The following is a 16,989-nucleotide window of genomic DNA, read 5'->3' as shown; positions in this document are numbered from 1 at the left end:
AATATACCCTTCCTACTTGAAGCCGCAGCGGTGTTGGCTACGTTCGTTCACCCCAATCACATAGTTTGCCTATGCTCATGGGGACTCACTCACTTGCCGCCTACCTGCAACTCCAAGTTGTTTGGGTATAGCAAAATTGGCCGAAGTTTAGCACGAAACTTTCCGCCAGTGCGATATTGAGCAACTATTCAATCAAGCCTGCTTTGGTGAGGTTTTCTCGCAGTGTTTCTGCTCGCTTACGATTGACGCCCATATCTGAATAACCAATGCGCGATTCAGATCGTACGATTAAACGTCCGTTCTCTATCTTAAGTTCAAGATCATCCACAAATCGCCAAATACGACTGGTGCATTCAATGCGGAGATAATTGTCCTCTTTCACCGCCGTTTTAGAGCGAGGAATAGAAAGCGCTACCGCTTCGATTTTATCTAAAGAGACGCCTGTTTTGAGGATAAAGGGAGAGAGCGAGAACGCGTTACGCTCATCTTGAGTCGAAACGCAATTCGGTTTATTTCCGCAAGGGGTCGCAGTGCGATCGGTCATAGTTGTCACTCCTTGGCTGCAAGCGGTTAGTGTGGCAAACATCAGTAAACTTAGTACTACGCGCATGATAGTCCTTATCAAATGAATCCTCATTACCAATCGCCAAAATACAAGCAAGCTGCAGTGTCGATGGTTGAAGGAAAATGGCCTAAGAAAAAAGGATTCACGTTACCATGAATCCTTCAAGGATATTAAGCAGTTAAGGCTTAAAGACCTAAGTAGTCAAGTATTCCTTCTGCGGCTTTGCGCCCTTCGTCAATGGCCGTGACGACCAGATCGGAGCCACGTACGGCATCCCCACCAGCAAAAATTTTTTCATTACTGGTTTGGTACTGGAACGATTGCTGCGACGCGGCCTTAATGCGTCCCCATTGATCAAGTTCAACACCGAATGGCTCAAGCCATGGCATGGCATGTGGCTGAAAACCAAACGCCATAATGACGGCGTCGGCTGCCAACACATGTTCGCTATCCGCAACGGGCTCGGGCTTGCGACGCCCAGCCGCGTCAGGCTCCCCTAAAGCGGTTTGCACCACTTTAACGCCACTCACTTGGCCTTGTTCATTGACCTCAATGGCGAGCGGTTGCAGGTTGAACATAAATTCTACGCCTTCTTCTTTGGCATTTTTCACTTCTCGGCGTGAACCCGGCATGTTCTCTTCATCGCGTCGGTAGGCACAAATCACTTTGGCGGCATGTTGGCGAATAGAAGTGCGCACGCAATCCATCGCAGTGTCTCCGCCTCCAAGTACCACGACTTTTTTGCCCGCCATATCAATAAATGGTTGGGGTGATTCCAAACCCATCACTTTATAAGTATTTGATACTAAGAAGGGTAGAGCATCGTAAACACCGTTTGCTTCTTCATTTTCTAGCCCTGCGCGCATGTTTTGGTAAGTTCCGACACCGAGAAAAACAGCATCATATTCATTAAGCAGCGTCTGCAGTGTGATGTCTTTACCTACTTCGATGTTGAGCTGAAATTCGACTCCCATCTCACTGAAAATGCGGCGGCGGTTTTCCATTACGCCTTTTTCAAGTTTGAAAGAGGGAATACCAAAGGTTAGCAAGCCACCAATTTCAGGATAGCGATCAAACACCACGGGCTTTACTCCGTTGCGCACTAAAATATCAGCTGCGGCTAGGCCAGCTGGGCCTGCACCAATGATCGCTACTTTCTTATCTGTCCACTCCACGTGCGACATGTCTGGTTTCCAGCCCATCTCAAACGCTTTGTCGTTAATGTATTTTTCGATGTTACCTATGGTGACCGCACCAAAGTCATTGTTTAGGGTACAAGAGCCTTCACAGAGGCGATCTTGTGGGCAGACTCGCCCACAGACTTCGGGCAAGCTGTTGGTTTGGTGCGATAGTTCAGCGGCTTCAATAATGCGCCCTTCGTTGGCCAGTTTTAGCCATTGCGGAATGTAGTTGTGCACTGGGCATTTCCATTCGCAGTAAGGGTTGCCGCAATCTAAGCAGCGATCCGCTTGAGCGGTCGCTTGCTGTTTAGTAAAGGGTTCGTAAATTTCGACGAACTCGATTTTGCGAATAGTGAGCGGCTTTTTTGCCGGATCAACTCGATTCACATCAATAAATTGGTATACGTTCTGGCTCATTAATCTGGCTCCTTCCAATTATTGCGCTTGAACGCGAAGTTCGGCGGCACTGCGGCTTTGATGGCCGAGTAGGGTTTGCAGATCCGCCGCCTGGGGTTTGATGAGATAGAACTTTGGAATCCATTCATCAAAGTTCGCTAAGATCTGTTCAGCATGCACCGATCCCGTCTCTTCCAAATGCTCGGCAATTAAACCACGTAAATGTTCTTGGTGAATGTAGAGATCTTGCAATGAAATAGCCTCTACTGATTCACTGTTGACTCGACCTTGGAAATCACCGTTTTCATCCATCACGTAAGCAAAGCCGCCCGTCATACCCGCGCCAAAGTTAACGCCTGTTGCGCCCAAAATGGCGACGATTCCGCCTGTCATGTATTCGCAAGCGTTATCACCAGCACCTTCGATAACTGTGATAGTGCCAGAGTTACGCACACCAAAACGCTCTCCCGCTTTGCCAGCCGCAAACAGCTTGCCGCCCGTTGCGCCATATAAACAGGTGTTGCCGATGATCGTAGCGTCGTTGCAGTTAAAAGCGGTACCAAGGTGGGGTTTGATGACCAGCTTTCCGCCTGCCATCCCTTTACCAACATAGTCATTGGCATCGCCAGTAAGGTAAAGCTCAACACCACCCGCGTTCCATACACCAAATGACTGACCTGCTGTGCCATCGAGATAAATTTTAATCGGCGAGGCGGCCACGCCTTGGTTACCATAACGTTTGGCGATTTCACCAGATAGGCGAGCACCGAGCGAGCGGTCAGTATTTTGTACGTTGTAATACAAGCTGATCGATTGTTGTGCTTCAACTGCCGCTAAAGCGTCATCGACAAATTGTTGGTTAAGTTGTCCTTTATCAAACGGTGTATTGGGTTGAGTCCAGTAAAGCGGATGACCCTGAGCGGATACTGGCGCTTCCAATAAACCGGATAAGTCCAATTTGCTTTGCTTGGCGGTCATCCCTTCAAGTACTTCTAGTAAATCGGTGCGGCCAATCAGATCGGTGAGCTTTTCAACGCCCAACTGTGCCAAGTAACCACGGACCTCGTCGGCAAGACCGATGAAATAGTTCATCACCATCTCAGGTAAGCCTTTGAAATACTCTTTACGCAGCGTTTCATCTTGCGTTGCTACGCCCGTCGCACAGTTATTAAGGTGGCAAATCCGTAAGAATTTACAGCCCATCGCGACCATAGGAGCAGTGCCAAAACCGAAGCTTTCGGCACCTAAAATCGCGCCTTTAATCACGTCCAGTCCTGTTTTTAGACCACCGTCAACTTGAAGTCGAATTTTGTGGCGCAGGCCGTTTGCGACTAACGCTTGTTGGGTTTCAGCAAGGCCGAGTTCCCAAGGGCTACCAGCGTATTTTACCGAGGTGAGCGGGCTAGCCGCTGTACCGCCGTCATAACCAGAAATAGTGATAAGATCGGCGTAGGCTTTGGCAACGCCAGTGGCAATGGTGCCAACGCCCGGCTCTGAAACCAATTTGACCGAAACCAAAGCTTTTGGGTTAACTTGTTTGAGATCGAAAATCAGCTGGGCTAAATCTTCAATCGAATAAATATCGTGGTGCGGCGGTGGCGAAATTAAGGTTACGCCTTGTACTGAATAGCGCAACTTGGCAATTTCTGCGGTCACTTTATGGCCGGGAAGTTGGCCACCTTCACCCGGCTTCGCTCCTTGCGCCACTTTAATTTGCAGCACGTCAGCATTGGTGAGGTAATGCGGAGTCACGCCAAAACGCCCTGATGCGACCTGCTTAATACGGGAGTTACGTTCAGTGCCAAAACGGCGTGGATCTTCCCCACCTTCACCAGAGTTGGAGTAGCCACCTAAGCGGTTCATTGCGGTCGCTAACGCTTCATGAGCTTCTGGGCTTAAGGCGCCAATCGACATCGCCGCAGAATCAAAACGTTTAAATAGCTCCGTACTGGGTTCGATTTTTTCCAGTGCTAGCGGTGTCGCTGATTTTTTTAAGCGCAGTAAATCGCGTAGCATCGCGACGGGGCGTGCGTTGACCTGCTGGGCAAAGCTTTGGTAATCGGCGCTTTCACCTGATTTAACTGCGGCTTGTAAGGTACCAACCACATCTGGGTTATAGGCATGGTATTCACCACCATGCACGTATTTTAATAAGCCACCTTGTTCGAGCGTTTTACGTTTGGTCCACGCTTTGCGCGCTAAATTAAATAGATCTTGTTGGAAGTCTTCGAAGTTAGCACCTTGAATGCGCGTGGTGACACCTTTAAAACACAACTGAACTACGTCGCTATGTAGGCCAACCGCTTCAAACAGCTGCGAGCAGCGATAAGAAGCGACGGTTGAAATGCCCATTTTCGACATGATTTTCAATAAACCTTTGTCGATACCGTACCGGTAGTTTTGCATCACCTCGCGATAGCTTTTTTCCAACGTGCCATCATCAATCATTTTGCCGAGCGTTTCGTAGGCCAAGTAAGGGTAGACGGCTGTTGCGCCAAAGCCGATTAAGACTGCAAATTGATGAGGGTCACGTGCGGTGGCGGTTTCGATAATGATGTTTGCATCGCAGCGTAAATTGGCTTCGACTAAGCGAGTGTGTACTGCGCCCACGGCCATTGCCGCTGGGAGCGGCAGTTTATCCTTATGCAAAGCGCGGTCAGACAATACGATCAATACCGATCCTTGGCGTACGGCCTCCTCTGCTTGTTGGCAAAGTTCGAGCAAAGCTTGCTTGAGATCCTTATGCTGTGGATCGTAATTGATGTCTAAAATGGTATTGCGATAGTGTTTGTCGCTGAGCTCCAATAGCTGTTGCATGTCAGAATAGAGCAAGATAGGTGAATCAAAGGTAACACGATAAGCGTGACCATCGGTTTCACAGAACACGTTCATCTCTTGGCCGATGCTGGTGGCCAGTGACATCACGTGTTTTTCACGTAGTGGATCGATAGGCGGGTTGGTTACTTGGGCAAATTTTTGACGGAAATAATCGGTGACCAAGCGCTCTTTCGAAGAGAGCACCGCCATCGGCGTATCATCACCCATTGATCCCACCGCTTCTTGGCCTACATCTCCCAGTACGCGCAGTACTTGATCAATCTCTTCGTTGCTCATTGCAAACTGTTTTTGATAGGTTTTCAGCTCGTCATTGTCAAAGCTGCGCTCGCCCACCAAGTCGTCACTGAGTTCAGAAAATGGCGTTAATCGGTGGACGTTATTTTTCATCCACTCGCCATAAGGGTGGCGGCTTTTGAGATCGTTATCAATTTCACTAGATTGCCACAATTTCCCATGGCGGGTGTCGATCACCAGCAGTTCACCGGGCCCAACGCGGCCTTTTTCAGCCACTTCATCGGGTGCGTAATCCCAAATTCCGACTTCAGAGGCGAGGGTGATGAGTTTATCTTTGGTGATCACATAACGCGCAGGGCGAAGGCCATTGCGATCAAGGTTACAAGCAGCATAACGGCCATCCGATAACACAATGCCAGCCGGGCCGTCCCATGGCTCCATGTGTTTTGAGTTAAAGTCGTAAAAGGCACGAAGGTCTGGATCCATATCAGGGTGATTTTGCCACGCCGGCGGCACTAACATACGCATGGCACGGAAAATATCCATTCCCCCCGCTAAAAACAGATCGAGCATGTTGTCTAAGCTTGATGAATCGGAACCTGTTTCATTGACAAATGGCGCGGCGGTTTGCAGATCCGGTAGTAGGGGAGAGGCAAATTTGTAAGCCCGTGCTCGCGCCCATTGACGGTTCCCTTCGATAGTATTGATTTCACCATTGTGCGCTAAATAGCGGAACGGCTGTGCCAGTGGCCAACGTGGCTGAGTATTGGTTGAAAAGCGCTGGTGGAACAAGCAAATGGCTGATTCCATCCGTAGATCAGCTAGGTCAAGATAAAAGCGCGGTAGGTCTGCAGGCATGCACAAGCCTTTGTAAACAATGACTTGAGTCGATAGTGAGCAAATATAGAAATCACGATCTTCGGTGATCTGTTTTTCAATGCGACGGCGAGCAATGTAAAGGCGTCGTTCAATGTCTCGTTCACGCCAACCAGCTGGAGCACTAATAAAGACTTGTTGAATATCAGGCACGGATTTGGCAGCAATAGGGCCAAGTACAGCTTGGTTCGTTGGTACGGTTCGCCAACCTGTCACTGTGAGTGTTTCTTGCGCCAGTTCTTTGTTGATAATATCGCGCGCTGATTGCGCTTTGACCGGATCTTGGCTGAAGAAAATCATACCAATCGCATACTGTTTGGCGAGCTTCCAGCCTTTTTCTTCAGCGATGAGTCGTAGGTAACTATCTGGTTTTTGTAGTAATAGACCACAGCCATCACCGGTTTTACCATCGGCTGCGATGCCGCCACGGTGGGTCATGCGATCTAATGCTGAAATCGCGGTTCTGACTAATTTATGGCTGGTTTGGCCTTCCATGTGGGCGATCAAACCAAATCCACAGTTGTCTTTCTCTAAACTTGGATCATATAGAGCCATTGCAATTCTCCCTTTGCTTCTCTGTCATCCAGACAGTAAATGACTAACTATTCTATTTTTGTTGTTTTAAGTGGGTAATTATGCGTTCATTCTCAATTTAAATTTTAACAAAAATGATTATTTTAATTTTCACTGACTTCACAACCTATAGCTTATGGTGCAAAAGGTCAAGTTGTTGGTGAAAAATCATGTTGCAATGGGATTTACCACCTAATCATCTAGATTAATATAATATATTCAATGAGATAGAATTTTTGTTGTTACAGTTTGTTAACGTGGGTAATCTCATGGAATAAGAATTAGCCATAAAAAAGGCCAGCATTAAATGCTGGCCAAAAAGTAGAACGTTGGAAGGAATCATCGCTGCTTAGCGCTCTGGATCACCTTGAACCAGCGAAAAGAGCGCGAGGCACTAGGCTGAAAGCATCAATGAGTCGGCTTTCGCTTCTAAGTTGGTATTGCCCATCAAGTAAGCGTCGATCTCGCGTGCGCACTCGCGCCCTTCATTGATACAACGTACGACCAACGATTGTCCTGTACGCATATCACCTGCAGCGAAAACACCTTTTTGGTTGGTCGCAAAACCTTGTGTTGCCACATTGCCACGCTCATCCAACTTGATATCAAGCTGAGCAAGTACACCATGTGGTTCTGGATGTAAAAAGCCCATAGCAAGGAAAGCCATATCACAAGCAATAATACGTTCACTGCCCGCGACTTCATCAAAGTTCGGGCGCTCACCCGGTTTTGCCTCTTGCCAAACGATATCAGCAACACGTAGCCCCGTGACTTGACCTTGCTCGTTGCCGAGGAACTCTTTGGTTAGAATATTCCAATGACGTTCGCAGCCCTCTTCGTGGGAGGTTGAGGTGCGCAAAATCATTGGATATTGCGGCCAAGGCATATTGGCTGGGCGTTTATTGGCTGGGATCGGCATGATTTCAACTTGCGTGATGCTTGCGGCGCCGTGTCGGTTTGAGGTTCCGACACAGTCAGAACCAGTATCACCACCGCCAATCACCACCACATGTTTGCCCTTAGCGTGGATCTCGTCAGTTTTAAGATCCATGTTATTCGCGCGGCGGTTATTTTGTGCCAGAAACTCCATCGCAAAATGAACCCCTTTTAACTCGCGCCCCGGAATCGGCAGGTTACGAGGCACGGTAGAGCCGCCAGTAAGCAAGATGACATCAAACTCTTGACGCAGTTGCTGTGCGTTGATATCAACACCGATATGTGCGTTTACTTCAAACTTGACGCCCGCTTCTGCCATCAAATTGATTTTGCGATCAATAACGTCCATACCCAGTTTGAAATCCGGAATGCCAAAACGCAGCAGGCCGCCGACTTTTTCATCACGTTCAAACACAGTAACTGAGTGACCCGCGCTGTTCAGCTGCTCAGCTGCGGCCAAACCTGCTGGGCCAGAGCCAATGATGGCGATGGTTTTTCCAGTACGAGAACGCGGCTTTTTCGCTTTGGCATAGCCTTCGCGATAAGCCGTTTCCACGATGGTTTTTTCGATATTACAGATGGTAATGGGATCTTGGTTGATCCCGAGTACGCACGAACTTTCACAAGGAGCAGGGCACACGCGACCAGTAAACTCGGGGAAGTTATTGGTTGAGCTTAAGATCTTCCAAGCTTCTTCCCAACTATCACGATAAACGGCATCGTTAAATTCAGGAATAATGTTACCGATAGGGCAACCGTTATGGCAAAACGGTACTCCGCAGTCCATGCAACGAGACGCTTGAGTATTAATTTTGCTACCAAACTCTTCATTGAGGACAAACTCTTGGTTGTTTTGAATGCGAACCGTTGGATCGAGCTTTTTTGGCAGCTCGCGGCCATGTTCTAAAAATCCAGTAGGCTTACCCATTTATACGGCCTCCACTTCTTCCGTTTGTACTTGCGCAGCTGCAGCCTTGCGTTTTTGAAGAACCGCTTTGTAGTCACGCGGCATCACTTTCACCATTTGGGTAAGGTTTGCTTCAAAATTATCAAGGAATAACTGAGCCACTTCACTTCCTGTGAACTGAACATGCTTGTTGAGCATCTCACGTAGCAGATCGGTATCTTCTTGTTGCAGTGGGTCGAGATCAACCAATTCAGCGTTAAGCTTAGTTTCGAAGTCTCCATGTCGATTCCACACGTAGGCTACACCGCCGCTCATACCCGCCGCAAAGTTACGTCCTGTCGAACCTAGGATCACAGCGACGCCACCTGTCATGTATTCACAGCCGTGATCGCCGATACCCTCTACGACTACTTTAGCTCCTGAGTTACGCACGCAGAAACGTTCTCCAGCAAGGCCGCGAATATAGGATTCACCAGAAGTTGCGCCATAGAAACAGACGTTACCCACCACAATGTTATCTTGCGCAATGATGGTTGAGCGCGTGTCAGGGTAGAGCACTAACGTACCGCCAGATAAGCCTTTGCCCCAATAATCGTTGGCATCACCTTCCACTTCAAACGTCACCCCTTTAGCAAGGAATGCCCCGAATGATTGTCCTGCGGAGCCGTTGAATTTAACTTTCATTGGCTGAGGTAGACCTTGGTCTTTATATACCTTCGATATTTCGTTCGACAGCATAGTACCCGTGCTACGGTCAGTGTTGACGATAGGGAAGATTGCGTTAACCGCTTCGCCTTTCTCAAGCGCGGGGTTGGCTACTTGAATTAGCTGACGATCTAGCACGTTTTCTAGATGATGATTTTGTTTGGTTTGGCAATAAACACCATCTTCTGCACGAGGCTCTTGAATGTACAACACTGGTGACAAATCGAGGTTTTTGTATTTCCAGTGGTTGATGTTGTCACGCACTTTCAGTTTATGCGATTGGCCAACCATTTCATCGATAGTACGGAAACCCAGTTCAGCCATGATTTCACGTAAGCCTTGCGCCATATATTGGAAGAAGGTGACAACATCGTCTACGCGGCCATCAAAGCGCTCACGCAAGGTTTTGTTTTGTGTCGCAATCCCTACTGGGCAGGTGTTTTTATGACACTTACGCATCATGATACACCCTTCAACCACTAGCGCAGCGGTGGCAATTCCCCACTCTTCCGCGCCTAACAATGTCGCCATTGCAAGGTCACGTGGTGTTTTCATCTGACCGTCACTTTGCACCACAATGCGATTACGCAGGCCATTTTTAAGCAAGGTTTGGTGCGTTTCAGCAAGGCCGAGCTCCCAAGGTAAGCCTGTGTGACGAATCGAAGACATCGGTGATGCACCCGTGCCGCCATCATAGCCAGCAATTAACACCACATCCGCTTTGGCTTTAGCCACACCGGAGGCGATAGTACCAACCCCGGCTTCGGAAACTAATTTCACGTTGACGCGACCGGTACGGTTCGCGTTTTTCAAATCAAAGATCAGTTGCGCCAAATCTTCGATCGAATAGATATCGTGATGTGGTGGTGGTGAAATAAGACCGACTCCCGGAGTCGAGTGGCGTGTCGCGCCGATCCAATCATCGACTTTATCACCCGGCAGTTGCCCACCTTCACCTGGTTTCGCGCCTTGAGCCATTTTGATCTGTAGTTCATCGGCATTGGTGAGGTAGTAAGAGGTCACGCCAAAACGACCAGAAGCGACCTGTTTAATTGCAGAGCGTTCCCAATCGCCATTTTCTTTGCGTTCAAAGCGTGCTGGATCTTCACCGCCTTCACCCGAGTTGGATTTCGCGCCAATACGGTTCATCGCCACGGCTAACGTTGAGTGCGCTTCGTAGGAGATTGAACCAAATGACATGGCACCGGTTGCGAAGCGTTTTAAAATACGTTCAATCGGTTCCACTTCCTCAATAGGAATCGAACCGGCTGGATTTTTAACAAAATCAAGCTGGCTACGCAGCGTGGCAGCGTTGTCGCCTTGGTCATCTACCGCTTTCGCGTATTGCTTGAACTGCACATAATCTTTGTTGCGTGTTGATTGTTGCAGCAACGAAATCGTTTCAGGATTAAACAGGTGTTTTTCGCCACGCTGTTTCCACTGATAAACGCCGCCCACATCCAACACTTGCACTGGAACTTCGCGAGTCGGGTAACCCACGCGATGGCGAACTAACACCTCTTTTGCGATGTCATCAATGGTCAAACCTTGGATGCGCGATACAGTGCCAGTAAAGTACTTATCTACCACTGATTTGCTGATGCCCAAGGCTTCAAAAATTTGCGCACCGTGGTAAGACTGCAGGGTGGAAATGCCCATTTTGGAGAAGATCTTCAGCAGCCCGCCGTTGATGCCTTTGCGGTAATTGTCAAACAGATCTTTCGCTGCAATGGCCGGGTCGAGTTTTTTGACTCGTTGTAAATCGATAATGGTTTCAATGACTAAATACGGGTTAACCGCATTTGCGCCATAGCCAATCAATGTCGCAAAGTGGTGCGTTTCACGCGCGTCGCCGGTTTCTACCACTATGTCACATTTCGCTCGTAAGCCTTTACGGATCAGGTGGTGATGAACCGCACCGACAGCGAGCATTGCAGGGATCGCCGCATGGTTTGAGTTTACCGCGCGGTCAGTCAATAAAATAATCGAGTAACCATCGATAACCGCATCTTCGGCATATTGGCAAATGCGTTTCAGCGCGCGTTCCAATTTGCCTTGATCTTCACTGGCTTGAAATACGATATCTAAGGTTTTCGCTTGCAGATGTTCGTTATCAATAGCGCGCAGTTTCTCAAGCTCAGAGTTGGAAAGAACCGGAGATTCCAATTCGACTTTTAAGCAGTGTAGGGGCGTCTCTGTCAGTAAGTTTTGATCTTTACCGAGGTAAGTATTGAGCGACATCACCATTCTTTCACGGATCGGGTCGATCGGTGGGTTGGTGACCTGAGCAAACAGTTGCTTAAAGTAGTTGGAGAGATGCTGTGATTGATGCGAAAGCACTGCTAGAGGCCAGTCTGCACCCATGGCCGAAAGCGGTTCATAACCGGTTTTTGCCAAAGGAAGAATGATTTCATTCACCTCTTCTGAGCTGACGCCAAACGATTGTTGGCGGGACATTAGACGCTCAGGAGCCGGTTGGCTGTACTGGTTGCTCGCTTCAGGCAGTTTTTTCAAGCTGAGGAGGTTCTCTTCAACCCATTTGGCGTAGGGCTGCGCATTCGCAATGCTGTCTTTCACTTCCTCATCAGAAATGATGCGTCCTTGCTCTAAATCAGCGACAAAGATACGTCCGGGCTGTAAACGGCCACGGTATTCCACGTTCTCTGGTGCAATTTCAACCACGCCAGATTCTGAAGCCATGATCAGAAAATCATCTTTAGTCACGGTATAACGTGATGGGCGTAGGCCGTTACGGTCCAGTGTTGCGCCAACTTGTACACCATCAGTAAAACATACTGATGCTGGGCCATCCCACGGTTCCATGACGTTGGCATGGTATTGGTAAAATGCGCGGCGGGTTGGATCCATATTTTTATTTTCTTGCCACGCTTCAGGGATCATCATCATCAGGGCGTGTGGCAGGCTGCGGCCAGACAGAACCAGTAACTCTAATGCCATATCGAAGTTGGCGGAATCTGAACTGCCTTCTTGGCAAATTGGCAGCAGCATGTCGATTTCAGCTTGTGTAAACAAATCTGATTCGAGGATCGCTTCGCGCGCTTTCATCCAGTTTAAATTGCCGCGAACTGTGTTGATTTCGCCGTTGTGCGCAATGTAACGGAAAGGTTGAGCTAAGCGCCATTTAGGGAATGTATTGGTCGAAAAACGAGAATGCACCAGTGCCAGCGCGGTCACCATGGTCGGATTTTGTAGATCAAGGAAGTACTGTGGTACTTGCTCTGTGGTGAGCTGACCTTTATACACCAAGGTTTTGTAAGACATGGAGTTGATGTAAAAATCATCACCAATGTTGGACACACTTTCTAAGCAGACTCGAACGGTGTAATTACGCAGAACGTACAATTTACGCTCTAATTCTGCGGGGGTGGTACTTGGGCCACCGGAGATGAAAACGTGCTCAAATTGAGGCTCAGTGCTAAGTGGGTCTGCGCCAATCATGGAGTTATCGGTTGGCAAAACGCGATAACCCAGTACTTCTAAATCGAGTCTCTTGGCGTTGCGTTCTAAAATATCACGACACTGGGCGCGTTTGTGCTCATCTCTTGGAAACAGCACCACGCCGACGCCGTACTTTTCAAACGAAGGCAGTTTTAAGCCAAGTTTAACGGTCTCTTCAAGTAAAAACTCATGGGGTTTTTGTAATAAGATACCTGCGCCATCACCAGAACATGGGTCACAGCCTTGGCCACCACGGTGTTCCATACGAGCAAGCATGTCTAAAGCTTGAGTCACAACTTGGTGAGACTTACGGTTTTTCAGGTGGGCAACAAAACCGATACCACAAGCGTCATGCTCCAATTCAGGAGTATATAGACCTCGTGAATCCTGCTCTCTATCTACCATAGATACATCCTTCCAGTTCAATTTAGACGCACGTGTGCTAAGGCATACTTAGCGATGCGACTTGTCCTTTAATTGTTATCAATCTAAACCTGCCTGTGTTGGCGGGTTCGAATCCTTTCCGTCTCTCGCCGGAAAAATATGGCGAGAAAAACATTCCTTAGTGATATTCAATTTATTTATGCCACTTGCTAGTGGTTTGTATAGGAGGGGTGCGAATATCACCGATTTTTCCACAACTATTTATGTAAGGAATATCACAAAAAATAGGGCGGATGTGTAAGTATCCTACAATTTTGTTTATAGGAATTCCAACGAAAACTCATTTTAGTCGCCCATTTTTTTCGTTAAAAATGCATGCACTGTTTAACATTAGTGCAACATTAAGCAAATAACGCTGTTTTTATGAATGTTTATTGATTTTTGTTAGGTAGGAGAGTGTTTGATACGGCTACTCTTTGTGAATTTATTTTGCAGGGATGTAATTTAGTTACATAAATCTAACTGAGATTCATTACTATCTATAAGCGGTATTTCTTCAATGCAATTACATCAACTGGTTAACACGATCGGCCAAGATCTGCAGCGCCGTTATGGCGAAAAAGTTCACAAGCTGACCCTGCATGGTGGTTTTAGCTGTCCGAATCGAGATGGCACGATTGGGCGAGGTGGTTGCACCTTCTGTAATGTCGCCTCTTTTGCTGATGAAGAAACACAAGCCCAAAGTATTGAGCAGCAATTGACAGAACGCGCTGGTGAAATCAAACGTGCCAAAAAATATCTCGCGTATTTTCAAGCTTATACCAGTACCTATGCAGAAGTGCAGGTGTTGAAAAATATGTATCAGCAAGCGCTTCAATCGGCTGACATTGTTGGGTTATGCGTTGGCACTCGGCCTGATTGTGTACCCGATGCTGTGCTCGATTTATTGGCCGATTATGTGCGACAAGGTTTTGAAATTTGGCTCGAACTGGGTTTGCAAACCGCCAATAATCAAACACTCAAACGGATCAACCGTGGTCATGATTTTGAATGTTATGCGTTGATCACTGAGCGCGCTCGAGCCTTGGGGATCAAAGTATGCACGCATCTCATTGTGGGGCTACCTAAAGAAACGCGTACCGATAATCTTCAAACCTTAAAGCAAGTCTTAACGGTAGGCACTGATGGTATCAAGTTACATGGGTTGCATATTGTTGAAGGCAGTACGATGGCCAAAGCGTGGCGAGCAGGAAAATTACAAGCGCCAACGTTAGAAGAGTATGTTTCCATTGCGAGTGAATTGATTCAAATGACGCCACCTGAGATCATTTATCACCGAGTCTCGTCAGCCGCCCGGCGGCCGACCCTGCTTGCGCCACTGTGGTGTGAAAATCGTTGGCTTGCGATGACCGAAATAGGTCGAGCACTTAATCAAGGTGGAGCACAAGGCTCACGCTTAAGTCGACCGTTTGTCTATACGCTTCCAAACAGCTAAAGATTCAAGCAATTTCGCAAATCCTTGTGATTAACTTGGCTGACGAATCGACGTTAAACGCGTTAGACTAGTGGCACTGTTATTACATGGAAGTGTTTAATGAAACCCATGAAAAACCTTGCCCAGTACTATGTCGACCTATTGGTCAAACTGGGCATTCTTCGTTTCTCCATTCTTCTTGCGCTCGCTTTAGTGGCCTTGGCAGTGGTGGTGCAAGTTGGTATCACGTTGGTGCTCAATGGTTATGTTGATGATATCGACATCGTTCGTTCTGTCTTTTTTGGTTTATTGATCACGCCTTGGGCGGTCTATTTTCTTTCAGTGGTGGTCGATCAGTTAGAAGAGTCACGTCAACGCCTCTCGAAGTTGGTTTCTAAGCTCAAAGACATGCGCTCACGCGATCAAGAGCTCAATTATAAGCTTCAGCAAAATATCGAAAAACTCAACCAAGAAATTGAAGAGCGAATTAAGGCAGAGGAAGCGCGTGAAGAGGCGATGGCCGATTTAGAAAATGAGGTCTATCAACGCGAAAAAACGCAGCTTGAATTGGCAGAAAGAACCGCCTTATTGCGCTCTTTTATCGATGCCTCTCCTGATCTGATTTACTACCGTAATGCGAACGGCGTTTTTTCTGGCTGCAACCGAGCGATGGAAGAGCTAACGGGCAAGCGTGAGCATCAGTTGGTTGGGTTAACTCCGTGGGATGTCTATAGCAAAGAAGTCGCGCAACAGATCGTTGAAACTGACGAAAAAGTGTTTGCTGACAATCAAGCCATCACTTATGAGCAGTGGCTTGAATACCCTGATGGCCGCAAAAACTATTTTGAACTGCGTAAAGTCCCTTTTTATAGCAAAGATGGCCGCCACTTAGGGTTGGTGGGCTTTGGGCGAGACATTACCGAACGTAAACGCAATCAAGAGTCTTTGGAAAAAGCGAGCCGGGATAAAACCACCTTTATTTCAACCATCAGCCACGAATTGCGCACACCACTCAACGGTATCGTTGGTTTGAGCCGCATGTTGCTCGATAGCCCCATGACCCCAGAACAGCGTAAGTACATGCAGACCATTAATGTCAGTGCCATTACGTTAGGTAATATCTTCAACGATATCATTGATATGGATAAGTTTGACCGCCGGAAACTAGAGCTACTGCCAGCACCGTTGAATTTTGAAGAATTTGTTGCTGAAATTGAAAGCATCTCGGCGTTGATGGCTGAGCAAAAAGGGCTTAGGTTTGATCTCGAACGGCTCAGTGATTTACCTGTTGCGATTGAAGTGGATGCGACGCGCCTGCGTCAGGTGTTGTGGAACCTGATAAGCAATGCGATGAAATTTACCAAAGAAGGTGGCGTCGTCATGACGGTCTGCGCTGACATTGAGGATAAGTTTGCGCACATTACCATGGAAGTTGAAGATACAGGCATTGGTATACCAGAGGCTGAGCTCGATAAAATCTTCGCCATGTATTACCAAGTTAAATCGGGTAAGGACAATTTACACGCTGTTGGAACGGGGATTGGCTTAGCGGTATCTCGCCAGTTAATCAACTTGATGGATGGTGATATTTCTGTGAGCAGTGAAGAAGGTTTTGGTAGCACTTTCACCGTTTCAATTCGTGTGCCTTTGGCACAAGATGCCCAATTCAAACCCACGTTACCCGTTCCTCAAAAAAGTTTAGCCATTTTTATGGTTGAAGATATTGAGCTCAATATTACAGTTGCTCGTTCTTTGCTAGAAAGTTTAGGACACACGGTTACCGTCGCTATGACAGGTGAGGAAGCCAAACAAAAATTTGTGCCGCAAGAGTACGATCTGGTTTTCCTCGACATTCAACTGCCAGACATGACCGGGTTTGATGTCGCTGCGTTTTACCGAGAAACTTATGATAACCTTCCGCCATTAGTCGCATTGACCGCCAACGTATTGAAAAACAAAGCTGAATATCTAGAGAAAGGGATGGATGACGCGATCAGTAAACCATTGTCAGTACTGGCGATTCAAGAGGTGATTGCAAAATTCACCCATAGTGAGGCGCTTCAACTTGCCGACGCTAAGCTTAAGGTTGCCTCAGAAGAACACAGTGAGTTGAACACGCATTTGCTCGATCTTGAAATGCTTGAGTCTTATATCGATATTGTTGGTCCGAAACCTGTGCTGGAAAGTATCCAAATGTTCGAGCAGATGATGCCCAGTTATGTTGAAGTGCTAGATTCCAATATGGTAGCAAAAGATCAAGCAGGCATTGTTTCAGAAGCACACAAAATCAAGGGTGCTGCGGGTTCAATTGGTTTGAAACACATTCAAAACGTTGCACAAAAGGCACAGTCGCCAGAGCTACCTGCTTGGTGGGAAAATATTGGTGACTGGATAGATGAAATTAAAAATGGGTATCAACACGATATTCAAGTCTTGAAACAATGGTTAACTCAAAGGTAAT

7 protein-coding genes are annotated in these 16,989 nt (G+C 47.4%); 2 read left to right on the top strand and 5 right to left on the bottom strand.

The genetic code is table 11. The annotated features are described in order from the left end of the window. Positions 1–184: 184 nt before the first annotated feature. From AACQ79_RS06900 to gltB (AACQ79_RS06880), 5 genes are all read right to left on the bottom strand, one after another. Entirely contained in the window at positions 185–610 is a 426-nt protein-coding gene (locus AACQ79_RS06900) for a DUF1499 domain-containing protein (RefSeq protein WP_081244961.1), read from the bottom strand. A gap of 140 nt (positions 611–750) precedes the next feature. After that, positions 751–2,163, bottom strand: a complete 1,413-nt coding sequence (locus AACQ79_RS06895) for an FAD-dependent oxidoreductase (protein ID WP_094149219.1) — start codon at positions 2,161–2,163, stop codon at positions 751–753. 18 nt (positions 2,164–2,181) lie between these two features. Next, positions 2,182–6,645, bottom strand: a complete 4,464-nt coding sequence (gene gltB / locus AACQ79_RS06890; RefSeq protein ID WP_170898869.1) for a glutamate synthase large subunit — start codon at positions 6,643–6,645, stop codon at positions 2,182–2,184. A 412-nt stretch (positions 6,646–7,057) separates the two neighbouring features. Beyond that, the gene (locus AACQ79_RS06885; protein WP_170898866.1) at positions 7,058–8,527 is read right to left on the bottom strand and encodes a glutamate synthase subunit beta; all 1,470 of its coding nucleotides are present in this window, start codon (positions 8,525–8,527) and stop codon (positions 7,058–7,060) included. Beyond that, positions 8,528–13,075, bottom strand: a complete 4,548-nt coding sequence (gltB, locus tag AACQ79_RS06880; RefSeq protein ID WP_088732826.1) for a glutamate synthase large subunit — start codon at positions 13,073–13,075, stop codon at positions 8,528–8,530. It abuts the gene before it with no gap. Between the two features lie 538 nt (positions 13,076–13,613). Between gltB (AACQ79_RS06880) and AACQ79_RS06875 the strand changes: the two genes are divergently transcribed. Both AACQ79_RS06875 and arcB read left to right on the top strand, forming a co-directional pair. Continuing rightward, positions 13,614–14,549 carry a TIGR01212 family radical SAM protein gene (locus tag AACQ79_RS06875; protein WP_115339268.1) on the top strand — a complete coding sequence of 312 codons (936 nt, stop codon included), beginning with the start codon at positions 13,614–13,616 and terminating at the stop codon, positions 14,547–14,549. Positions 14,550–14,648: 99 nt separating this feature from the next. After that, the gene (gene arcB, locus AACQ79_RS06870) at positions 14,649–16,988 is read left to right on the top strand and encodes an aerobic respiration two-component sensor histidine kinase ArcB (protein WP_170898864.1); all 2,340 of its coding nucleotides are present in this window, start codon (positions 14,649–14,651) and stop codon (positions 16,986–16,988) included. Position 16,989: the final 1 nt, after the last annotated feature.

It is taken from the genome of Vibrio sp. 3-2(1) (assembly GCF_963887575.1).
Classification (GTDB): domain Bacteria; phylum Pseudomonadota; class Gammaproteobacteria; order Enterobacterales; family Vibrionaceae; genus Vibrio; species Vibrio anguillarum.
This window is presented reverse-complemented; position numbering and strand designations above follow the sequence as displayed.